The sequence below is a fragment of the Rhodobacter sp. CZR27 genome, assembly GCF_002407205.1.
In the GTDB taxonomy this organism is placed as follows: Bacteria; Pseudomonadota; Alphaproteobacteria; order Rhodobacterales; family Rhodobacteraceae; genus Cereibacter_A.
Genome location: NZ_CP023548.1, coordinates 2,788,839 through 2,811,119, shown reverse-complemented (window position 1 = coordinate 2,811,119; position 22,281 = coordinate 2,788,839). Strand labels below are relative to the sequence as shown.

General features: G+C 70.5%; 19 protein-coding genes. 5 read left to right on the top strand and 14 right to left on the bottom strand.

The window, feature by feature from the left end; translation table 11 throughout:
- Window positions 1-81 precede the first annotated feature (81 nt).
- Genes CK951_RS13680 through CK951_RS13670 form a run of 3 tightly spaced genes read left to right on the top strand, consistent with a single transcriptional unit; the run spans window position 82 to window position 6,649 of the window.
- The gene (locus CK951_RS13680; RefSeq protein ID WP_096786676.1) at window positions 82-3,390 is read left to right on the top strand and encodes a DUF2126 domain-containing protein; all 3,309 of its coding nucleotides are present in this window, start codon (window positions 82-84) and stop codon (window positions 3,388-3,390) included.
- Window positions 3,390-5,774, top strand: coding sequence for a circularly permuted type 2 ATP-grasp protein (locus CK951_RS13675; RefSeq protein WP_096786675.1), 2,385 nt, complete (start codon window positions 3,390-3,392; stop codon window positions 5,772-5,774). Before CK951_RS13680 ends, CK951_RS13675 begins: the two co-directional genes overlap by 1 nt.
- Window positions 5,774-6,649, top strand: a complete 876-nt coding sequence (locus CK951_RS13670; protein WP_096786674.1) for a transglutaminase family protein — start codon at window positions 5,774-5,776, stop codon at window positions 6,647-6,649. The genes CK951_RS13675 and CK951_RS13670 overlap by 1 nt, the downstream gene beginning before the upstream one ends.
- A 64-nt stretch (window positions 6,650-6,713) precedes the next feature.
- Here the strand turns inward: CK951_RS13670 and CK951_RS13665 are convergent, their stop codons facing one another.
- The 10 genes from CK951_RS13665 to hemP all read right to left on the bottom strand — a co-directional run bounded on the left by CK951_RS13665 (window position 6,714) and on the right by hemP (window position 16,846).
- Entirely contained in the window at window positions 6,714-7,763 is a 1,050-nt protein-coding gene (locus CK951_RS13665) for a lipocalin-like domain-containing protein (RefSeq protein WP_096786673.1), read from the bottom strand.
- Window positions 7,753-10,149 (bottom strand): FtsX-like permease family protein, encoded by a 2,397-nt coding sequence (locus CK951_RS13660; RefSeq protein ID WP_096787266.1) that lies wholly within the window; start codon window positions 10,147-10,149, stop codon window positions 7,753-7,755. The genes CK951_RS13665 and CK951_RS13660 overlap by 11 nt, the downstream gene beginning before the upstream one ends.
- Window positions 10,149-10,823, bottom strand: a complete 675-nt coding sequence (locus CK951_RS13655) for an ABC transporter ATP-binding protein (RefSeq protein ID WP_096786672.1) — start codon at window positions 10,821-10,823, stop codon at window positions 10,149-10,151. Before CK951_RS13655 ends, CK951_RS13660 begins: the two co-directional genes overlap by 1 nt.
- A gap of 94 nt (window positions 10,824-10,917) precedes the next feature.
- Window positions 10,918-11,976, bottom strand: a complete 1,059-nt coding sequence (locus tag CK951_RS13650; RefSeq protein WP_096786671.1) for a DUF1513 domain-containing protein — start codon at window positions 11,974-11,976, stop codon at window positions 10,918-10,920.
- A 1-nt stretch (window position 11,977) separates the two neighbouring features.
- Window positions 11,978-12,949, bottom strand: coding sequence for an imelysin family protein (locus tag CK951_RS13645; protein WP_096786670.1), 972 nt, complete (start codon window positions 12,947-12,949; stop codon window positions 11,978-11,980).
- Window positions 12,949-14,457: a di-heme oxidoredictase family protein gene (locus CK951_RS13640; protein WP_096786669.1), complete on the bottom strand. Its 1,509-nt coding sequence runs from the start codon at window positions 14,455-14,457 to the stop codon at window positions 12,949-12,951. The genes CK951_RS13645 and CK951_RS13640 overlap by 1 nt, the downstream gene beginning before the upstream one ends.
- A gap of 94 nt (window positions 14,458-14,551) precedes the next feature.
- Window positions 14,552-15,037 carry a bacterioferritin gene (bfr, locus tag CK951_RS13635; protein ID WP_096786668.1) on the bottom strand — a complete coding sequence of 162 codons (486 nt, stop codon included), beginning with the start codon at window positions 15,035-15,037 and terminating at the stop codon, window positions 14,552-14,554.
- Window positions 15,027-15,281 (bottom strand): bacterioferritin-associated ferredoxin, encoded by a 255-nt coding sequence (locus tag CK951_RS13630; RefSeq protein WP_096786667.1) that lies wholly within the window; start codon window positions 15,279-15,281, stop codon window positions 15,027-15,029. The genes bfr and CK951_RS13630 overlap by 11 nt, the downstream gene beginning before the upstream one ends.
- Window positions 15,282-15,360: 79 nt before the next feature.
- Complete coding sequence (locus CK951_RS13625) at window positions 15,361-16,632, bottom strand: imelysin family protein (protein WP_096786666.1); 1,272 nt, start codon at window positions 16,630-16,632, stop codon at window positions 15,361-15,363.
- Window positions 16,633-16,684: 52 nt separating this feature from the next.
- On the bottom strand, window positions 16,685-16,846 hold the full coding sequence (gene hemP / locus CK951_RS13620; RefSeq protein ID WP_096786665.1) for a hemin uptake protein HemP: 162 nt from the start codon (window positions 16,844-16,846) through the stop codon (window positions 16,685-16,687).
- 417 nt (window positions 16,847-17,263) lie between these two features.
- Here hemP and CK951_RS13610 point away from each other — a divergent pair, with 417 nt between their 5' ends.
- Window positions 17,264-17,809 (top strand): DUF533 domain-containing protein, encoded by a 546-nt coding sequence (locus CK951_RS13610; protein ID WP_232520631.1) that lies wholly within the window; start codon window positions 17,264-17,266, stop codon window positions 17,807-17,809.
- A 36-nt stretch (window positions 17,810-17,845) separates the two neighbouring features.
- Here CK951_RS13610 and bhcR read toward each other — a convergent pair whose 3' ends face one another.
- Window positions 17,846-18,676 (bottom strand): HTH-type transcriptional regulator BhcR, encoded by an 831-nt coding sequence (gene bhcR, locus CK951_RS13605; protein WP_096786662.1) that lies wholly within the window; start codon window positions 18,674-18,676, stop codon window positions 17,846-17,848.
- A gap of 351 nt (window positions 18,677-19,027) precedes the next feature.
- Between bhcR and CK951_RS13600 the strand changes: the two genes are divergently transcribed.
- Window positions 19,028-19,429, top strand: a complete 402-nt coding sequence (locus CK951_RS13600) for a VOC family protein (protein ID WP_096786661.1) — start codon at window positions 19,028-19,030, stop codon at window positions 19,427-19,429.
- On the opposite strand, the gene CK951_RS13595 is transcribed toward CK951_RS13600, so the two are convergent.
- Genes CK951_RS13595 through puuE form a run of 3 tightly spaced genes read right to left on the bottom strand, consistent with a single transcriptional unit; the run spans window position 19,430 to window position 22,216 of the window.
- Window positions 19,430-19,909: an ureidoglycolate lyase gene (locus tag CK951_RS13595; RefSeq protein ID WP_096786660.1), complete on the bottom strand. Its 480-nt coding sequence runs from the start codon at window positions 19,907-19,909 to the stop codon at window positions 19,430-19,432. It lies immediately after the preceding gene.
- A 52-nt stretch (window positions 19,910-19,961) separates the two neighbouring features.
- Entirely contained in the window at window positions 19,962-20,804 is an 843-nt protein-coding gene (locus CK951_RS13590; RefSeq protein WP_096786659.1) for a bifunctional allantoicase/(S)-ureidoglycine aminohydrolase, read from the bottom strand.
- Window positions 20,801-22,216, bottom strand: coding sequence for an allantoinase PuuE (gene puuE / locus CK951_RS13585; RefSeq protein WP_096786658.1), 1,416 nt, complete (start codon window positions 22,214-22,216; stop codon window positions 20,801-20,803). Before puuE ends, CK951_RS13590 begins: the two co-directional genes overlap by 4 nt.
- Window positions 22,217-22,281: the final 65 nt, after the last annotated feature.

Below are 22,281 nucleotides of genomic sequence, written 5' to 3'. Positions count from 1 at the left end.
TCGGCGCCGGCCGATAGCCATTGGCACCGGCCGCCTGTCCGTGAAACCGTCTGACCGACGGAAGAGCGGACGAAAGCGGACATGTCGATCAAGGCCAGCATCCACCACCTGACCCATTACCGTTATGATCGTCCGGTGACGCTGGGACCGCAGGTGATCCGTCTGCGGCCCGCGCCGCATTCCCGGACGCGGGTGATCTCGCATTCGCTGAAGGTCTCGCCCGGCGGGCATTTCGAGAACCACCAGCAGGACCCCTATGGCAACTGGCTGGCCCGCCTCGTCTTTCCCGAACCGGTGACCGAGTTGAAGATCGAGGTGGATCTGGTCGCCGACATGACGGTCTACAACCCGTTCGACTTCTTCGTCGAGGAGACGGCCGAACAGTGGCCCTTCGACTACCCCGAGGATCTGGTGGAGGATCTCTCGATCTACCGCCGGCCCGAGCCCGCCGGGCCGCTTCTGCAGAGGTTCCTCGACACCATCCCGCGCGAGCGGGTGCGCACCGTGGACATGGTGGTGAACCTGAACAGCCGGCTCTCGCACGAGATCGCCTATGTGATCCGGATGGAGCCCGGCGTCTATTCGCCCGAGGAGACACTTTCGCACGGCCGCGGCTCGTGCCGGGACAGCGCATGGCTTCAGGTGCAGGTGCTGCGCCATCTCGGCCTCGCGGCGCGATTCGTCTCGGGCTACCTGATCCAGTTGAAGCCCGACCTGAAGTCGCTCGACGGCCCCTCCGGAACCGACCACGACTTCACCGACCTGCACGCCTGGGCCGAGGTCTATCTGCCGGGCGCCGGCTGGATCGGGCTCGATGCGACCTCGGGGCTGCTGACCGGCGAAAGCCACATCCCGCTGGCCGCAACGCCGCACTACCGCAACGCCGCACCGATCTCGGGCGTGGCGAGCTATGCCGAGGTGGACTTCGCCTTCGACATGAAGGTGGCGCGGGTGGCCGAGCATCCGCGGATCACGAAACCATTTTCCGATGAGGCGTGGGGCCGGCTCGACGCTCTCGGCCGCAAGGTCGATGCGGCACTCGAGGCGGGCGACGTGCGGCTGACGATGGGCGGCGAGCCGACCTTCGTCTCGATCGACGATTTCGAGTCCGGCGAATGGAACACCGACGCCGTCGGCCCGACGAAGCGGGTGCTGGCGGACCGGCTGATCCGCCGCCTGCGCGACCGTTTCGCGCCGGGGGGCTTCCTGCACTACGGGCAGGGCAAGTGGTATCCCGGCGAGACGCTGCCGCGCTGGACCTTCTCGCTCTACTGGCGCGAGGACGGCGCACCTATCTGGCGCGACCACGGGCTCGTCGCCGGCGAGGAGTCCGCGATGGAGGTCGGCAAGGCCGAGGCCGAGCGGTTGATGTGCAACATCGCCGAGGCGCTGGGTCTGGAAGGGGATCTCGTGGTTCCGGCCTACGAGGATCCGGGCGAGTGGCTGCTCAAGGAAGGCAACCTGCCCGAGAACGTCACGCCCGAGAACTCGCAGCTGAAGGACCCGGAAGAGCGCTACCGGATGGCGCGGGTGTTCGAGCGCGGCCTGACCGAGCCCTCGGGCTACGTGCTGCCGGTGCAGCGCTGGCAGTCGCAGGCGGCGGACCGGCCGCGCTGGCGGTCCGAGCGCTGGAAGCTGCGGCGCTCGCATCTGTTCCTGGTGCCCGGGGACAGCCCGGTCGGCTACCGGCTTCCGCTGGGGGCGCTGCCGCATGTGCCGCCCTCGCGCTATCCCTACATCAACCCGACCGATCCCACGGTGGAGCGGGGGCCCCTGCCAACCATTCCACTGCAGAATCCCGATCAGGCGGTCGCAAGCTTCACTGCCGCCACCCCGGGGCAGCAGGTGGTCGAGCAGATCCTCGGCGACGAAGGCGCGGTGCGGACGGCACTGGCGGCCGAGGCGCGGGACGGCCGGCTCTGCGTCTTCATGCCTCCGGTCGAGGCGCTGGAGGATTACCTCGAACTCATCGCCGCGGCCGAGGCGGCGGCGCGGAAGCTGGGCCTGCCGATCCACATCGAGGGCTATGCCCCGCCGCACGACCCTCGCCTCAACGTGATCCGGGTCGCGCCCGATCCGGGGGTGATCGAGGTCAACGTCCATCCGTCACGCAACTGGCAGGACTGCGTCGACATCACCAGCGCGGTCTATGAGGAGGCCCGCCAGAGCCGCCTCGGCGCCGACAAGTTCATGATCGACGGCAAGCACAGCGGCACGGGCGGCGGCAACCATGTGGTCGTGGGGGGGCGCACGCCGCAGGATTCGCCGTTCCTGCGCCGGCCGGACCTGTTGCGCAGCCTGATCCTGCACTGGAACCGGCATCCGTCGCTGTCCTATCTCTTCTCGGGCCTGTTCATCGGCCCGACGAGCCAGGCGCCGCGGATCGACGAGGCGCGGCACGACAGCCTTTACGAGCTGGAGATCGCGCTGGCGCAGATCCCGGGCAAGGACGATCCGCGCCCCTTCCTCTGGCTGCCCGACCGGCTGCTCCGCAACATCCTGACCGATGTGACCGGCAACACCCACCGGGCCGAGATCTGCATCGACAAGATGTATTCGCCCGACGGCCCGACCGGGCGGCTTGGCCTGGTCGAGTTCCGCGGCTTCGAGATGCCGCCGGACGCCCGGATGAGCCTTGCGCAGCAGCTGCTGATCCGGGCTCTGGTCGCGCGGATGTGGCAGAGCCCGATCACCGGGAACCTCACCCGCTGGGGCACCGCGCTGCACGACCGCTTCATGCTGCAGCACCACGTCTGGCAGGATTTCCTCGACGTGCTCGCCGACCTGCGGGCGCATGGCTTCGACCTCGATCCCGAATGGTTCGAGGCGCAGGCCGAGTTCCGCTTCCCCTTCTGCGGCGAGGTGGACTACGAGGGTGCCCGGCTCGAGATCCGGCAGGCGCTGGAGCCGTGGCACGTGCTGGGCGAAACCGGCGCCATCGGCGGCACCGTGCGCTACACCGACAGCTCGACCGAGCGGGTGCAGGTGAAGCTGAGCGGTGCCGATCCGGCGCGCTACACGGTGGCCTGCAACGGCCGGCCGGTGCCGCTGCAGCCGGTTGGCAATGGCATCGCGGTCGCGGGCGCGCGCTACAAGGCGTGGCAACCCTCCGCGGCCCTGCACCCCACCCTGCGGGTGGATGCGCCGCTGACCTTCGACATCTACGACACGTGGTCGGGCAGGGCGCTGGGCGGCTGCGTCTATCACGTCTCCCATCCTGGCGGGCGGAACTACGAGACCTTCCCGGTGAATGCCAACGAGGCCGAGGCCCGCCGCCTCGCCCGCTTCCAGCCCCGTGGCCACAGCGCGGGGCACTGGCCGCTGCGTCCCGAGGTGCCGCATCCCGAGTTTCCGATGACGCTGGACCTGCGCCGGCCCGCGGGGCTCTGATGGACCGCCGTCACCGTCCCGCGCCGGGCCTGCCCGGCCTGATCGAAGGCTATGTCCCGCAGCGCGGCGTGCCCGACGAGCTGCTGGATGCCGAGGGCGAGATCCGCCCGGTGTGGCGCAACTTCATCCGCCATGTCGCGGGCCTTGCACCGGACGAGCTTCACCGCCGCTTCGCCCGCGGCGACCAGTATCTGCGCGATGCGGGCGTGTTCTTCCGCCAGTATTCCGCCGAGGGCTCGGACGAGCGCGCCTGGCCACTGAGCCACATCCCGGTGCTGCTGGAGGAGGCCGAGTGGCGCACGCTGGGCGAGGGCCTGATCCAGCGGGCCGAGCTGATGGAGGCGCTGATGGCGGACCTCTACGGCCCGAACCGTCTGGTGGCCGAGGGCGTGCTGCCGCCCGCGCTGGTGGCCGGGAACCCGGAGTGGCTGCGCCCGATGGTGGGCGTTGCGCCACGCGGCGGGCACCATCTGCATTTTCTGGCCTTCGAGGTCGGCCGCGGGCCGGACGGCGACTGGTGGGTACTCGGCGACCGGGCGCAGGCACCCTCGGGCGCGGGGTTCGCGCTGGAGAACCGCGTGGCGACCTCGCGGGTGTTCTCGGATTTCTACGCCGAGGCGCATGTGCATCGCTTGGCCGGCTTCTTCCGCACCTTCCGCAACGCGCTGCAGGAGTTGCAGGCCGATCCCAAGGGCCGCGTCGGCATCCTGACGCCCGGGCCGCTGAACGAGACCTATTACGAGCACGCCTGGATCGCGCGCTATCTCGGCTTCATGCTGCTGCAGGGCGAGGATCTGACGGTGGACGCGGGCCGGCTGATGGTCCGCACCGTGGCCGGGCCGCAGCCGGTCAGCGTGCTCTGGCGCAGGCTCGACAGCCTTTACGCCGATCCGCTGGAGTTGGCCGGATCGTCGCGCCTCGGCACGCCGGGCCTCGTCTCGGCGCTGCGGCACGGCTCCACGACGCTGGTGAACAACCTCGGCTCCGGCGTGCTGGAAACGCGCGCCTTCCTGGCCTTCATGCCGCGCATCGCCCGCGCCCTGCTGGGCGAGGAACTGCGCCTGCCCAACATCGCGACCTGGTGGTGCGGTCAGGCTGCCGAGCGTGCCCATGTCGCAGCCCATGCCGAGCGCATGGTCATCTCGCCCGCGCTCTCGACCCGGCAACCGATCGAGGACGAGCTGTCCGCGCTGGCCGACAGCCAGTTGCCGCCGAAGGACCTCGCGGGCTGGCTGGAGCGGGAGGGTGCAGGGCTGGTCGGGCAGGAGTCGGTCGGGTTGTCGACCACGCCCGCCCTCATCGACGGCCAGCTTGTTCCGCGGCCGATGAGCCTGCGGGTCTTCCTCGCCCGGACGCCTTCGGGCTGGCAGGTGATGCCGGGCGGCTTCGCCCGGATCGGCCGCACGCCCGATGCCAAGGCCATCGCGCTGCAGCGCGGCGGCGCGGCGGCGGATGTCTGGATCGTCAGCCCCGCTCCGGTCGATGCGGCCAGCCTGATCCCGACCCGCGGACGCGAGTTGCAGGCGCGCGAGGGCGCGCTGCCCTCGCGCGCGGCCGACAACCTGTTCTGGCTCGGCCGCTATGTCGAGCGGACCGAAGGCACCATGCGCCTGCTGCGCGCCCACAACGTTCGGCTGGCCGAGACGGGCGACCCACGCGCGCCGCTGCTGGCGACGCTTGCGCCGCTGTTCCGCGGGCAGGGCATCGACCCCGAGGAGGGCATCCCGCAGGGCCTGATCCGGACGCTGCGCTCGGCCGTCGCCAGCGCGGGGCAGGTGCGCGACCGCTTCTCGCCCGACGGCTGGTCGGCGCTGGCCGACCTCGACAAGACCATGCGGCGGATGGCCGAGCGGGTATCGCCCGGCGACGATGCGGCGCGCGCGCTGTCGGCGCTGCTGCGCAAGGTCACGGGCTTCTCGGGCCTCGTGCACGAGAACATGTATCGCGTCACCGGCTGGCGCTTCCTTGAACTCGGCCGCCACATCGAGCGCGCCGCCGGAATGGCCGCCACGCTGGCCACGCTCGCGGACCCTTGGGCACCGGAGGGTGGCCTCGACCTGGCTGTCGAGGCGGGGGATTCCGTGATGACCCACCGGCGGCGCTTCGCCGTGACGACCTCGCGCGAGACGGTGGTGGACCTGCTGGCACTGGATGCGATGAACCCGCGCTCGATCCTGTTCCAGCTGGACGGGATCGAGGAGCAGGTGCGCTTCCTGCCCGGCGCGACGGCCAGCCCGATGCCCGACCTCATGCGCCTCGTGCTGCGCACCCGAACCAATCTCTGCACCGAAAGGGCCGAGTTTCTCGACACCGACGCTCTCTGGCGGCTCCGCAGCGCCGTCTGGGAGATCTCCGACCTCATCACCGAAACCTACCTGCGCTGATGCAGTATCACGTCCGCCTCTCCATCACCTATCACTACGCCCGGCCGACCTCGGGCGGGCGCCACCTGCTGCGCCTGTTGCCCCAGCATATCCCCGGCGTGCAGGAGGTCTCGAACGAGCTGATCGCGATCAGCCCGCGCCCGGCCGAGCGCGCCGAGTTCACCGATTTCTTCGGCAACCGCACGGTCGAGGTCGCGCTGGGCTGCGACCATTCCGAGATCGTCTTCACCGCCACCTGCAAGGTCGACCGACTGTTCGAGGGGCCGGCCGAGGACCGCTCGCCGCCGCCCGCCGCCCTGCGGGACCAGATCGCGGCCCATCGGGATCTGGGTCCCGCGGCGCCGCACCATTTCCTTGCTCCATCCCCGCGCATCCATCCGGTGGCCGTCATCACGGACTATGTCCGGCAGCAGATGGCCGGTGCCGCGACCGTCCGCGGTGCCGTGGAGGCGCTTGGCCTCGCACTGCACCGCGACATGCGCTTCGACGGCAGCGCGACGACCGTGGATACCCCGCCCGAGGAGGCTTTCACGCACCGGCACGGCGTCTGCCAGGACTTCGCCCAGATCATGATCGCCGGGCTGCGCGGCGTGGGTGTGCCTGCAGCCTATGTCTCGGGCTACCTGCGCACCGTGCCGCCGCCGGGCCGTCCGCGGCTCGAGGGTTCCGATGCCATGCACGCCTGGGTCCGCGCCTGGTGCGGCAGCGAGGACGGCTGGATCGACTACGACCCGACGAACGCCTGCTTCGCCGGCCTCAACCACATGTCGGCGGCGGTCGGGCGCGACTACGGCGACGTGGCACCGGTTTCTGGCATCCTGCGGACCTCTGGCGACCAGAAGACCAGCCACGCGGTGGACGTGATCCCGCTCTGATCGGCGGCCCGGCCGATGGCCTGCTGCAGGCGACGTCGGCACGGGGCCACAGCCGCCGAAGCGCCTAGTAGCCCGTCATCTCGAGGTAGCCGCGCCCCGCATGGCTTCCGGAAATCGAGATCGGCCCCTCCCAGTAGGGGACCGAGGTTGCCATCCATGCCTGCTCGTTCAGCGCCGCCACCGTCACGTCGAGCCCGCGGCCCGGCAGTTCCACCCGCCATTCCACGGGCAGGTCCCGCCCTGCCACCTCGGCCTGCCTGAGCGGCGTCACACGCAGCGCGCCGGGGGGCATCGGCTCGGGCCGACCGTCCGCCGCGATCCATGTCGCGCTGGTGTAGCCCTCGCCGGCATCCCGCAGCCGGAAACCCATCAGCCGTGCGCCGTCGTCGAACATCAGCGAGAACCAGTCCCACCCGGTCTGATCGGCGGCCAGCGGCTGCGAGGACCATTCCCGGTCCAGCCAGGCCTGCCCGCTGACCGCCACAGGACGGCCTTCGATCTCAAGCTCGCCCTCCACCCGGTAGAACGGCTGGGAATAATACCAGCTCGCCTGACCCGCGGCGGATTTCACGGAATAGCCCTGCTCGCCCTGCGGAACCAGCGGACCATCGGCGTCAAGGCGCAACCGGTAGCCAAAGCCGTCGCCCTGGGCCCGCAGGTCGAGGCGCGACATCGCGTCGGCGCCCGCGGCCGGGCGGCCCTCCATGCTCCAGTCGTCGATCCACGCGGCGAAAGGGGCCGCCGTCACGCCGGCCTGACCGATGCCGCCGCGCGCCAGCTTCTCGGCCACGAAGTGCCGATCGGGCGTGGTCAGGGCCGCATGGGCCAGCCAGAGCTGCGGGCTCTGCCAGCCCGGCCGCTCCTCGGGGGCAAGGGCCGAGCGGAACAGGGTCCACTGGATGCCGTAGTCGCGGCCGTCCTCGCCCTGCAGCACCGAGGTCACATACCACCATTCGATGCGGTAGTCGGGGTGCGGGCCGTGGTCGCGCGGAAACTCCAGCGCCTCGCCGCGCTGGGGGATGGCGAAGCCCTCGACCTGCTGGCCGAGGCCGGCGAAGCCTTGGGCGAAGGCGGGCGTGGCCAGCAGGCACAGGGCGATGATCCTAGCGTTCATTGGCAAATACCCTCAGCAGATCGGCGGGCCGCAGCCGCGCCAGCCGGCGCACCGGCACGGCGGCGGCCAGCGCGGCCGCCAGCAGCGCCAGCACCCCCAGCCGCAGCAAGTCGCCCGGGAAGACATGCATCGGCAGCCGCCAGCCGAAGGCCTGCACGTTCACCACCGCCAGCAGGACCCAGGCCAGCGCAAGTCCGAGCGGAAGCGCGGCAAGCATCGTCGCCGCGGCCAGCATGAGCGTCCGCAGGAAGTCGAGCCGTGCCAGCCGCGCCTTGGTCAGGCCGATCGCCCAGACCGGCGCCAACTGCGGCAGCCGCATGCCCGACAGCGTCATCAGGCTTGCGAACATCGCAAGCCCCGCGATGCCCAGCGTCAGCACGTTCAGCGCGGCCGTCACCGCGAAGGTCCGCTCGAACACCTGCAGAGAGAAGCCCTTGAGGCTCGCCTGGTCGATCAGCGCATCCGCGGGCAGGTCGAACGTGGCCCGCAGGTCCTCGGCCAGCGCCGCGGCGCGGTCGGGCGCCACGCGGATGCCGAAACGGCGCTGCTCGACCTCGGGGTGCAGCGCCAGAAGCGTGCGGGTTTCCACGATGACCTGCGCCGCCGGGTTGCCGTAGTCGCTATAGATGGCGGCAATCCTGCCCTCCCATCCCGGAAGGCGCAGCGGATCACCGGGCGAGAGGCCCTCGCGCCGGGCGAGCTGCTCGTTCACCAGCGCCCAGCCGCCACCCTCCATCCGGTCCCAGACATCCGGGACCGCGGCCAGCAGGGGCCAGTTGTCGCGATAGGTGCGGTGCACCGTCATGCCGTAAAGCTGGGCGGGACGGTCCAGCACCTCGGTATCGGCGCGCAGGATCGGCAGCACGGCCTCGGTCCGCGGCTCCAGCCAGTCCGTCACGCGGGCGGCGGTCGCCTCGTCGGGCGCGCTGAGGTAAAGCTCGAAGGCCAGCCGCTGGTCGAGCCAGCCGGTGAAGGTCAGGCGGAAGCTCGATACCATGGTGCCGACGCCGATGTTGGCCGCCAGCGCCAGCAGCAGCGCCATCAGGGCCAGCGACAGGCCCGGAAGCTGCTGCCGCGTGTCGGCCCAGAACCATTGCGCAACCGGGCCGCGCGATAGCCGCTCCGCCGCCCTCAGGGCCAGCGACAGCAGCACCGGCAGCAGCAGCGCAGCCCCCAGCAGCAGGGCTGCGAGAAGCGCGAAGGCCGCCACGACCCCTTGGCCCCAGAGCAGGAGGCCCGCCGCCGCCAGCAGGAGGCCCGCGCCCAGCGCAGCCTGACGCCGCAGCGCCCGTTCCGACGCGATGGCCCAGGCCCGCGGCTGGGCGGGTGCCATAAGCGGCAGGCGGGCCACGCGCCAGAGGCTCTGGCTGGCCGATATGAGCGTGCCCAGAACCGCGATGCCAAGGCCCGCCGCGGCCCAACCGGGCCGGAACGCGAGCGAGCCCGGAACCTCGGCGCCATACAGCCCCCTGAGCGTCGCCGCCACATCCGGCAGCAGCACCGCCGCGACGAGATAGCCGAGGACAAGGCCCAGCATCCCCGCCACCAGCGCCAGCAGCAGCAACTCGGCCAGCAGCAGCCCCATCAGCGTCCCGGCCGGCAGGCCGAGCGCCCGGAGCGTGCGGAACACCGGCCGCCGCTGCTCGAACGCAAGTCCGATGGCCGAATGGACGATGAACAGCCCCACTGCGAAGGACAGCAGGCCGAAGGCGGTCAGGTTCAAGTGGAAACTGTCGGTCAGCCGCGCCACCTCGCTGCCGCTGTCGGGAGGGCTGATCCGAAGCCCGGGCGCCACGTCCTGAAGCGGCGCCGCGGGCACGGCCGCGGGATCGATCAGCAGATGGCTGATCCGCCCCTCGATGCGCAGCAGGCGCTGGGCCTGTCCGATGTCGGCAATCGCGGTGCCCGGCGGCACGCCCTCGGCCAGTCGCAGCGGCGGCAGGTCGGCGCCCTGCAGCCTCGCGAAGGTTTCCGCATCGACGAAGAGCAGGCCCGGCGGGCTGAGGAAGGGCAGCAGCGCGTCGCCCTCGCCGAACTCGACCTGCCGTGCCGGGGCGGGCAGGGTCAGCGGGTCGATGCCGATCAGGTGCAGGCTGCGGCGTTCGTCGATCCGCAGCCGGCCCTCGACGACCGGCGACACCGGCCAGCCGGCGCGGCGCAGCGCGATGTAGGTTTCCTGCGCGATGGGGCTCTCGGCCTCGATGCGGGCGAGCTGGTCCTGACCCAGCGCGGCGGCGGCCTCGGCATAGCTGGCGCGGGCCTCGGCATTGATCGCCTGCACCCCCGACCAGAGCGCCGTCGCCAGCGCGAGGCCCAGCAGAAGCATCGCCAGCTGCAGGGGGCTGCGCCGCCAGTGCGACAGAAGCGCGAAAAGTGCTGCGCGGATCATGCGACGCGGCCCGCCGACAGGTGCAGCCGGCCGTCCAGCCGTCCCGCCAGCCGCATCGAATGGGTGACCATCAGGAGGCTCGCCCCGGTGCGCTCGACCAGCCCCAGCAGCAGGGCCATCACCGCATCGCCCGTCGCCTCGTCGAGGTTGCCCGTCGGCTCGTCCGCCAGCACGAGGCGCGGGCGGGCCGCCAGCGTCCGGCCGATGGCCACGCGCTGCTGCTGGCCCCCCGACAGCTGCTCGGGGTAGCGGTGGAGGCAGCCGGCCAGACCCAGCGCCTCGGTCAGCTCGCGCTGCCAGTCCGGGTCGAGACGGCCCGCCAGCCGCGCCTGGAAGGCGAGGTTCGCCGCGACATCCAGCGAGGGGATCAGGTTGAACTGCTGGAACACGAGGCCCACGACACCGCGTCGCAGGCGCGCCCGCTCGGCATCCGGGGCGCGCGAGATGTCCTGCCCGGCCAACACGACGCGGCCCGCGTCCGGCGCATCCAGCCCCGCCGCAAGATGCAGGAGCGTGCTCTTGCCGCTGCCGGACTCGCCGGTCAGGGCAAGGCTCCGGCCGGCCGGCAGCACGAGATCCACGCCCCCAAGCACCTCGAGCGGCCCTTCGCCGGTGGGGTAGGTCTTACGCACGCCCTCGAGTTGCAGAAGAATTTCCGAATGAGTGTTCACAGATACCGATCCACGCGTCAGAGGGCCCGGCCCGTCGCCGGTCGCTCAGCGCGACAAGAGCTAGCACGTCCCGGCGAAGGGGCCAGAGCCCCGGTCAGATCCTGACGAGATGGTTGTCCCAGGCCAGCGCGGTGCGGGCCAACGGCCGGAAGCCCTCAGCCGTCAGCCCTGTCACCGTTCCGCCGCCGTCGGTGACGACGAAGCCGCCCCCGGTCGCCGCCACGCCGCAGGCATCCGGCCGGGCGTGGGTGGCGAGCGGCCTGCCGTCCGCGGCGTGAAGCTGCACGACCCCTCCGCGCGGCGAGGTCAGCGCGATCAGCCCGGCCGAGCGCGCGATCGAGCCGGCGTAGCCCTTCATGGCAAGCAGGTCCTCGTCCTTCGGCGGGCAGAGCCGCACCGCCTCGCCGCGGCGGTGCAGGCCGAGCAGCGGAACCGGCTCCGCCGGATCGCCCTCCCACTGCATCGCGAAGGCGACCGTTTCCCCCTCGGCCAGCGCCAGATGGCGGATCGAGGCCTGGTGCATCTCGGGCGCCAGTTCGACCTGATCGAGCAGGGCGCCCTCGGGCGAAAGATAGGACAGGTTCGGCCGCATCGTGTCGATGTTCAGCTTCGTGCGGTCCTGCGGGTCGGTGCGGATGCCGCCGTTCGCCACCACCAGCACCTCCGTGCCGGGCAGGCGGCGCACCTCGTGCGGGCCGATCCCCTGCGAGGCGAAGGTGGTCAGCCGGTGCCAGCCTGCCGTGTCCCAGAGCCCGATCCGCCCCTCGGAGGTCTCGGCCGACACTTCAGAGGTGTAGAGCACCGAGCCATCCGCCGAATAGGCGCCGTGGCCGTTGAACTGGTGACCCTCGGGCGGCGAAAGGCGGGCGCGCGAGCGGCCGGTCGCGCAGTCGATCACCAGCGCATAGGTGCCGGGGCGGCGGGCGAAGGCCACGGCCTCGGCGCGGTGCGGGTGGGCCGCGGCGGCATGGCCGCGCGCGGGCAGCGGGATGGCGAAAAGCGACCCTCCCGCCTCGGTCAGCCCGTGCAGCGCGAAGCGGCCCTCGGCGTCGCGCGCGGCGGCGAGGAAGGCGGGGCTTCCTGCATCGGCCCAGGACAGGCGAGGCAGGGTGCTGGCAAGCAACCCGGCAAGGACGTGGCGTCGCGTGGCCATCTCAGTCCCCGTCGGCAGCGTTGAAGCCGATGCCGACCCCCAGCGCCGCGCCCATCTCGGCCTGCATCGTGTCGCGCAGCGCGTGCAGCCGCTGCTGCAGGATCTCGACCTTCAGCCGCCGTGCAGGGTCGCGCACGCCCTCGAGCCGCGGATCGTCGAGCCGCGCCGCCTGCTGACGTGCCTGCGCGAAGCCGGCGAGCGTCCGGTCGCTCTCGGGGGCCAGTGCGCGGGCCAGCCGCTCCAGCGCGGCCAGCGACAGCTCGACATTCCGCTGGCTGCGGCCCGAAAGCCGCGCCTCGGCCCGTTCGGGACGTGGGCGGTCGAAGGTGCCGAGCGGACGGCCGAGGCGCTGTTCAGCGGTGAATTCGAGACCGGTCATCGCCTGGGTGAACAGCGCCTGCCGGGCCTCGGCCTCGGTCAGGAAGCGGGTGTTGCCCGGCGCCCCGGCTGACAGGATCAGCGGCGCGAAGCTCTCGCGCCACTCCGCCTCGAGGTCCGCGGCCATCCGGGCCAGGTCCGATGCCGTGGCGCGCGCCAGCGTGCAGGCGTAGTCGCCCGAAAAGGCCGGATCATACAGCAGCCGCTCCAGCGCGAACAGGCCGCGCGCGGCCACCGAAACCTCGGCGAAGGTCGCCGGATCGGCAAGTGCCGGATCGGCCGCCTGCATCATCCGCGCCATGACCTTGGCGCCCGTGCCCTTCGGATCGGGCCAGAAGGCGATGGCCAGCGCGCGCCCCTCGGTCTCGGCCGGCCCGAGGCGCAGGTGCGACACGCCCATCCAGGCATCGAAGGCCGCATTCCACGGCGCGCGCAGGCGCTCGGGCGTGCAGTCGGCGGCCGCTGCCTCGGCGAGCGTCCGGGTGGCCGTGGCGAATGCGGCATGAGCCGGAAGGATCTCCTGCGTCACGGCCTCGGGCACCCCGGCCAGCGCCGGGGAGCCGAGCAGGGCAAGGCAAAGGGCGAGAGGACGCATCACAGGCTCTCCAGAAAGGTGATCAGCGCGTCGCGGTCCGGGGCGGGCAGCGAGATCACGCGCGACCGTGCGGCCTCGGCCTCGCCACCATGCCAGAGCACGGCTTCCAGCAGGCTGCGCGCGCGACCGTCGTGCAGGAAGGACTGATGGCCGCTGACGAGTTCCGTCAGGCCGATCCCCCACAGCGGCGGTGTCCGCCACTCGCGCCCCGTGGCGCGGCCCTCGGGGCGGTTGTCGGCCAGCCCCTCGCCCATGTCGTGCAGCAGCAGGTCGGTATGGGGCCAGATCAGCTGGAAGCTCTGCTCGGGCTGGTCGTTCAGGCGATGAGTGACGAACTTGGGGACGTGGCAGGCGGGGCAGCCGGCCTCGTGGAACATCTGCTTGCCGCGCAGGACCTGGCTGTCGTCGACCCGGCGCCGCTCGGGCACGGCAAGGTTGCGGGCGTAGAAGGCGGTCAGGTCAAGCCCCTTGCGGTCGATCTCCAGCCCGTCGCGCTTGCCCGGCTCGATGCCATGCGCCGCGGTGCGACAGGCCGACTGGGCCGCGGTGCATTCGCCCCACGGCTCGGGGAACAGCGCGTTCGCGATGCCCATGTCGCCGGCGAAGGCGGCGGCCGACTGTTGCAGCACGGTGGGTGCGCCGGCCTTCAGGCCGAAGCGGCCGAGCATCGGCGCCTGCGCCTCCTCGGACCAGACGATGTTCGGCCGCCCCGAGATCCCGTCGCCGTCCCGGTCGTCGGGGTCGGCGTGGGCCAGGATGTCGGCCGCCGGGATCGCCTCGAGCAGCCCCAGCCCGATCATCTGCGGCGTGACGCGCGGCGAGAGCATCACGTCCGCCGCCATCGGGCCATAGCCGAGGTCGGTGATCGAATAGGCGGGCCTGCGCAGCGAGACCACCGTGCCGTCGGCCAGCGTCACCGGCACCTCCTGCCAGTCGATCCGCATCCGGCCCTCGGGCGCGTGGCCGGCAGCGGCGAAGTCCTGCAACTGGCCGCCATAGGTCGGCTCGGCCTGCGTCGCGATCCAGTCCTCGATGCCTTCAGGCGCGGGGCCACCGGGCACCGAGAGGCGCAGGAACATCGACACAGCCTCGTCTTCGGGGCCTTCGGGCACGTGGCCGCGGCCGTCCTTCAGGTGGCAGTTCTGGCAGCCCCGCGCGTTGTAGAGCGGCCCCAGCCCGTCCGAGGCCTGCGTGGACGAGGGCGAGGCCACCCACAGCTTGCGGAACAGCCCGTTACCCAGCTTGAAGTCCATCTCGCGGTCGAAGGGCATGTTGGCCGAGGACTGCGAGAAGGCGTCGGCCGTGTCGCGCGCCCGCACGCTGGCCGCGCCGCCCGGCATCGCCTCGAAGGGCTCGGGCTTGCGGAAGTCCGCGGGAGGGGCAAGCACCCCGGCCACGCGGCCCGCCTCGGCCGGGGTCCGTGGGACGATCGACAGGTTCGGCGGATCGAGTGTCTGGGCCGCGGCGGGCAGGGCGACGAGACCGAGAAGCGCAAGCAAACGGGACATGGCAGGGCATCCTTTTGCCCCTGTCTTGCCGTATTTCCCGAGTCTTTCAATCGGAAAATCGCGCCGGAGGACGATCTTCCTCCGCCGCGTGGTGTCACTCCGCCTTGTCGGCGGGCCTGGCGTTCAGCAGGCCATAGTTCTGCTCGCCGATCGTGCCCATCAGGTCGATCTGCGTCTCGAGGAAATCGATATGGCCTTCCTCGTCGGCGATCAGTTCCTCGAACAGGTTCTTCGACACGTAGTCTCCGACCTGCTCGCAGTGGTTGCGCGCCTCGATGTAGAGGGTGCGGGCATCATGTTCGGCCGCAAGGTCGGCCTCGAGCGTCTCGCGCAGGTTCTGGCCGATGCGCAGAGGATCGAGGCGCTGCAAATTCGGGTGTCCCTGCAGGAAGATGATCCGCTCGATCAGCTTGTCGGCGTGGTGCATCTCCTCGATGCTTTCCTCGCGCGATTTCGCGGCGATGTTGCCGAAGCCCCAATCCTGCTGCAGCCGGTAGTGCAGCCAGTACTGGCTGACGGCGGTCAGCTCCGACCGAAGCGCTGCGTTGAGGTAGTCGATGACCTTCGGATCACCCTGCATGTCCGTTTCTTCCCGCGGCTGGTGCGCGGGCAAGGCCGCGCAGGTTCACTGGAACCTCAAAACTGTCGCAGCGTCGCATGGTGTCAAGAAAAAGCGGCATGCAGCCGCCGCAGTCCGCACGCTTGCCAAGCGCGCGGTAGATCTTGCCGGGGGTGACGATGGTCTCCTCGTCCGCGGCGCGCATCCAGTCGATGGCGGCACGGATGTCCTTGTCGGTGATTCCCATGCAGTGGCAGACGATCATCGGTCGTTCCTCCGGCAGCCTTTCGCCGCCTGTTCTAGCCGGGGCGCGTGACGATCACGTTGCGCCCCGGCAAACGGGTCTACTGAAAGACGGCGTTCGGATTGTCGAGGCTGTCCGACCCCTCGAACTCGATCCCGCCGATCCCGAGCGCGGTCGTCGCCCGCTCGATCGAGGCGGTCTGCGTCACCAGCGCATCGACCGCCGCCATGATCAGCGCCTCGCCCTCTTTGTTGCCGGGGGCGAGCATCTGGTCATAGGCCATGCCGCCCGACACGGCGGATCGGATCGCGTCGAGCCTTGCTACGCTGCCATCAAGCTCGGCCTTCAGCCGCGTGTCGAGGGCGGCATCGGCGCCGGCCACCAGATCCGACAGCGACGGGCCTTCCACCAGACTGCCGTCCACGCGGCGATACTCGCCCAGATAGACGTTCCGCACGCCCAGACCGTCGTAGTAGTGGCTGTTGTGGGTGTTGTCCGAGAAGCAGTCGTGCTCTTCCTCGGGGTCGTTCAGCATCAGGCCCAGCTTCATCCTCTCGCCGGCCTGCTCGCCATAGGACAGGCTGCCCATGCCGGTCAGCATCGCCTGCAGCCCCTTCTGCGGATCGGCAGTCACGGCCGCGCGGGCGGCACCGCCCTCGGCCCATTGCGCCACCATATGGTCCAGATCGCTGACCAGAAGGTCCGTCGCGGCCGTCAGATAGGCGGCACGGCGATCACAGTTGCCGCCGGTGCAGCCCTCGCCCTGCAGGTAATCGGTGTGGGGCCGGTTACCGGCGCCGGCTTCGGTGCCGTTCAGGTCCTGACCCCAGAGCAGGAACTCGATCGCGTGATAGCCCGAGGCCACGTTCGCCTCGATCCCGTCCGCCTCGTGCAGCGTTCCCGATAACAGCGCCGGGGTGATCTCGGTCGCATCGACCTCGGTGCCCGACAGGGTGAACTTCGGCGTCGCCACCACGTTCAGCACGGCATAGTCGTTCTCTTCCGAGCCGTTGCCATAGGTCGGATCGACGTAGTCGATCAGGCCCTCGTCCAGCGGCCACGCGTTCACGCGGCCCTCCCAGTCGTCGACGATGGCATTGCCGAAGCGGAAGGCCTCGGACTGCTGATAGGGCACGCGCGCCGCAATCCAGGCCTCGCGCGCCGCCCGAAGCGTCGCCTCGGACGGGGCGGCGATCAGTGCGCCGACGGCCGCCCGAAGCTCCTGCGCCGTGGCAAGGCTGTCGGCATAGGTGGCCGCGGCAATGTCGGCATAGGCTTCGACCACCTCGCCCGGCTCCACCGCAAGGGCGGGCAGGGGGAGCAGCGCGCAGGGCGCGGCGGTGGCTGCAAGGGCAAGGAGGCGTGCTTTCATCGGGTGTCTCTTGCTGGAGGGGGCCGGGAGGCAAGCCCTCCCGCGCCCGAACTCATTTCGTCAGGATCAGCTTGCCCGCGCGGGTGATGCGGAGGCAGTAGATCTGCCCGTCGAGCAGGATGCGGGCCTGCGTGCCGCCATCGGTCAGCAGGCGGGCATCATGAACCGGAATGCCGGCCTCGATCAGGTCCGTGGGATCGGCCATCGCGTTCATGCCAGCCGCTCCATCCGGTCCAGAAGGGCAGAGAGGCCGGAGCCGGCCGGAAGCAGGCCCTCCAGTGCCTGGCGAAGCAGTTCGGTAAATCCCGGTTCGGGCAGCGGTCGCATCATGGAACCTCCGTCGTTGGGTGAAGACTCCGGGCTGACCCTGCTGGGTTGGCTTGGATAGGCCTGAAAGCTGACTGAATTAGTCGGTCTTGTAAAGGCTGATTCTTTCGGTCGGATTAAAACGCGAGCAACGGTCGCAGTCCTTACGGATTGCACGGTCCCGAGGCGTTACCCATATCGCTGGGGCTGGCAGATGGTGGGAGCGGACATGAAGAACGCCGGGTTTCTGCTCGAAGGACAGACGGCAAGGGCCGTCGTGCAGGGTCATCTCCAGGATGCGGGTCCGTGTTGTGGCAAGGGCGGCATGGCCGACCTGATCGCGGGTTTCCTGATCGGCGATCGTGACAGGTGCCGACTCGCCGGCCACGCCGCGCGCCGCGGCATCGTGACATTGTCCTGGGTGGTCGCCGGTCGCGCCTGGGCGGACTGGCAGGGGGCGGAATGCCGGGACGGAAGCCCATGTGGGCTGCTCGCCGAGCCCGAGGCGGGGCCAAGCGCCGACGGGCTGTGCGAGCGGCTGCTGCAGGCGATGGTGGCGGCCGCCAAGGCCGACGGCCGCGTCACGCGCGAGGAGCGCCGGCAGATCCACCGCAGACTGCGAGAACTCGACCTCGAATGCGAGGCGCAGGCACTGATCGCGGCCGAACTCGAGGCGCCGCTCGATCCCGGGCGGATCGCGCGCCTTGCGCGGACGCCGGAAGAGGCCGCCGGCATCTATGCGGCCTCGCTTCTGGCGGCCGGTCGCGGCGGGCCGGCCGAATGCGGCTATCTTCCGGCACTGGCCCTGCGGCTGGCGCTCGACAACGGGCTGGTGGCCCGGCTTCACGCCTGCGCCTCGGCGCTGGAGTGAGGAGGGGCTCCCCGCCCGGGCTATCCGGCAGTGGGATCAGCCCGGCGTGCCGCCCGTCGCGGCGGTGACCTCGCCGGCGGCATCCCGGACGAGGGCGCCAAAGCGGCTGGTGTCCGACAGGCTGACCCGGAAGGCCGGGCCGGCCAGAGCGATGGCCGCCACCGGAGCGCCGAAGGCGTCGAAGACCGGCGCCGCCACGGCGCGCATCCCCTCGGCCCCTTCCTGGTCATCCAGGGCAAACCCGCGGTCGCGCGTGCGCGACAGGTCGCGCATCAGCGTCGAGACCGAGGTGATGGTGAGCGAGGTGAACTTCTCCAGTCCCTCGCGTTCGAGGATCGCCTCGATCCGCTCCTCGGGATACCAGGCCAGCAGCGCCTTGCCGATTGCCGAGGCATGCATCGGCCCGGCCGACCCTTCCGGGAAATAGGCGCGGATCGCCTCGCGCGTCTCGACCTGCGCGAGATGCAGCACCCGCCCGTCGCCCTCGATCCCCAGCGCCGTCGTCTCGCCCGTTGCCCGCATCAGCCGGTCCATCGGCAGCCGGGCGCGCTCCACGAACTTCGCCCTCCGCAGGAAGGCCGACCCGATGCGGAAGGCGCCGCCGCCGATGTGCCAGACCTGACCCTGCTCCTCCATCTCGATCATGCCATGCGCCTGCAGCGTCACCAGCGCCCGGTAGACGGTGGCCGCCGCCTCGCCACTTTCGGCTGCCAGTTCGGACAGCGTCATGCCTTCCGAGCGGCTGAGCAACTTCAGCATGGCCAGCGCCCGGTCGAGCGACTGGACGGTGTTCTGTTCGGTCTTGTCCTCGACCGCCTTGGGACGTCCGCGCGTGCGGCGGGTGGTGGCGGGGCTCGTCTGGACCATGGCGGGCGGCCTCCGGGCTGGGGTTGAGGGGAAAAAGCGTTCCGGCTCATGAAAAATGCTGCGGCTGCACTTGGCAAGCGCGAAAGTGGCTGCGGGCGGTTCCGCGGCCAATAGATGCCCAAGGGGCGGCGCCTGCGCATCCGGATCGGGCGCCGTGTGCGCAGGCTGCGCGGGTTCCGCCTGTCGGTCGAAGTGCCCGGCACAGGGCAGAGGCGCCCGCATCACCACCTTGCCCCGCGGAAGTCGCCGCAGGATGCGCGTCAGGTGCTACAATTTTTGCGCGACTCGGTGGAACCTGAACCTGATCTTCAAGTTGTAGATCCGGAATCATCGCATCTGGGGGGAGGCAAGATGATTGATCACTGTTCCTTGCATGTGACCGACCTTGAGCGGTCGAGGTCGTTCTACGACGCCGCGCTGGGGCGGCTGGGGATCCCGACGGGGCGGGCTGCCCGCAGCACCGTGCAATGGGGTGGCGAGGGGATGGAGGCGTTCTCGATCAACGAGATCCGCTCTGGCCGCAACACGGCGCAGCCGCGCGAGGCGCACTTTGCCTTCGTGGCCCGGTCGCGTCCCGCCGTGGATGCGTTCCATGCCGCGGCGCTCCGGGCCGGCGGGCGGAACGACCGCGAGCCCGGCCTGCGGCCGGAATACCACCCGGACTATTACGCGGCCCTCGTGCTCGACCCCGACGGCCACCGGATCGAGGCCGTCTGCCATACGCCGATCAGCGGCGAATCCGCCGACGGCTGATCAGGGGGTGACGAGAAGCGCCTCGGGGAACCAGTGTTCCTCGAGGTTCATGCCGGGTCCGATCCGGTCCACGACGGCGAAGAGGCCGGGCGTGTGCAGGGGCGTGAGAACGCCATGCCATGTGCCGCGATGCAGGTTGACGCCCTCTCCCGGCGCCGTGAGGAAGGCGCGGGGGCGGCCCGGTCGCCCGCCCTCGTCCGGCGCGACGATCACCAGAAAGGGATTCTCCGTCATCGGCAGGAAGGCCTGCGAGCCGTCCGGGTGACGTTCGACCATCTCCAGCCGGTAGGGCAGGCTGCGCGCCTCGGCCCGGAAGATCGAGATCCCGGCCCGTCCGTCGCTGCCGAAGTCGAGCCGTGCCCGATCGTGCCAGCGGCCGCAGAGGCCCTGGTTGATCAGCCGGTCCGGCTCTCCCTCCGCCGCAAGGACATCGCCGAACGGAGCGAAGGCGGCGGGCGTCAGGGGTTCGGTGCGGATCATCCTGCCTCCCGGGATGTGCGGCCGGGCATTGCTTCCCGATGTGGCGCCGCGATCAGCGGACGGGTCCGAAGGCGCCGGGGCCGCGCAGCCGCGCGTGGCGGTTCACGTCCTTGTAAAGCAGGTAGCGGAACGGCCCCGGCCCTGCGGCATAGCAGGCCTGCGGACAGTAGGCGCGCAGCCACATGAAGTCGCCCGCCTCGACCTCGACCCAGTCGCGGTTCAGCTTGTAGACCGCCTTGCCCTCGAGCACGTAGAGCCCGTGCTCCATCGCGTGCGTCTCCTCGAAGGGGATGAGGCCGCCGGGCTGGAAGGTGACGATGTTGACATGCATGTCATGCGCCACGTCCGCCGGATCGACGAAGCGCGTGGTGGCCCAGCGGCCCTGCGTGTCCGGCATCGGGATCGGGGCGATCTCGCGCTCGTTGGTGACGAAGGCGGCGGGCGGGTCGATGCCCGGCGCCGGCTCGTAGAGCTTGCGGATCCAGTGGAAGCGCGCCGGCTCGTGCGTGCCGTTCTTCAGGTGCCAGCGGCAGCCCGCGGGGATATAGGCATAGCCGCCGGCGCCCAGTTCATGCTCCTGCCCGTCGAGCCACAGCCAGACCTCGCCATGGGTGACGAACAGCACCGACTCCGCCCCGGGCTCGGGATCGGGCGACTCCGAGCCGCCGCCGGGCATGACCTCCATCACGTATTGCGAAAAGGTCTCGGAAAAGCCCGACATCGGCCGGGCGATCAGCCAGAGGCGGGTGTGACTCCAGCCGGGCAAGGCGCTCGTCACGATGTCCGAGAAGACCCCCTTGGGAATGACGGCATAGGCCTCGGTGAAGACGGCGCGGCCGGTCATCAGCTGCGTCTGCGGCGGGAGCCCACCAAGGGGAGCGTAGTAGTCGGTCATTTCAGCATGTCCTGAAGCCGGAGTTCGGCGATGCGTTCCACCTGCCGGCAGGCGGTGGCGAATTCGGTGTCGCGGTTGTTGGCAAGCCGGACGCGGAAGGCCTGCAGGATGCCCGCCTTGTCGTGATCGCGCACCGCGATGATGAAGGGAAAGCCGTGGCGGGCGGTGTAGTCGTCGTTCAGCGTGGCGAAGAGGGCACGTTCCTCGTCGGTCAGCGCGCCAAGCCCGGCGCCCGCCTGCTCGGCGCTGGAGGCTGCCGTCAGCCGCCGCGCCTGCGCGAGCTTGCCGGCGAGGTCGGGATGGGCCTTGAGAACCGCCAGCCGCTCGGCCGGGGTGGCAGAGCGGAATGCGCGGGCGAGGGCGCTGGCGAGACCGGCCGCGCTGTCATGCGCCGGGCCGAGTTCCAGATCGAACGCCCGCTCGGCCACCCATGGCGAGTGCTCGTAGATGCCGCCGAAGCGGGCGACGAAGGTCTCGCGGTCCATCCGCGACGGGCGCGGGCGGCGGCGATGCGGATGGGTCGCCCGCCAGTGCGCGGCGATGTCGGCGCGCCGGGAGAACCAGACGCCCTCGTGCCCCTGTGCATAGTCGAGGAAGCGCTTCAGCCCTGCCACCTTGCCCGGCCGCCCGATCAGCCGGCAATGCAGCCCGATCGAGAACATCTTCGCCCGACCCTCCAGCCCCTCGGCGTAGAGCGTGTCGAAACTGTCGCGCAGGTAGGTGAAGAACTGCTCGCCCTCGATGTAGCCCGGCGCCACGGCGAAGCGCATGTCGTTGGCTTCCAGCGTGTAGGGGATCACCAGCTGGTCACGCTCTCCGACTTCCAGCCACCAGGGCAGGTCGTCGTCATAGGTGTCCGAGATCCAGTCGAAGCCGCCCTCTTCCGCCGTCAGCCGCACCGTGTTCATCGAGCAGCGCCCGGTATACCAGCCGCGCGGACGCTCTCCCACAACCGCGGTGTGCAGGCGGATGGCTTCGGCGATCTGGCGGCGCTCCTCCTCCTCGGGCATGTCGCGGTGCTCGACCCATTTCAGCCCGTGCGAGGCGATCTCCCAGCCCGCGGCCTTCATCGCCGCCACCTGCTCGGGCGAGCGGGCAAGCGCCGTCGCCACGCCATAGACCGTCACCGGGATCTGCATCGCGGTGAACAGCCGGTGCAGCCGCCAGAAGCCAGCCCGCGCGCCATAGTCGTAGATCGATTCCATGTTCCAGTGCCGCTGGCCCGGCCAGGGCTGGGCGCCGGCAATGTCGGACAGGAAGGCCTCGGACTGCGCGTCGCCATGGAGCAGGCAGTTCTCGCCACCCTCCTCGTAGTTCAGCACGATCGAGATGGCGATCTTCGCGCCGCCGGGCCAGGCCGCATCCGGCGGGTTCGGTCCGTGGCCGCGCATGTCGCGGGGGTATCGGTTCATTCGGCGCGCTCCTTGCTGGCTGCAGGAAATATCCGAATGAGGACGCCTGCAAGTCCCCGCCTGCA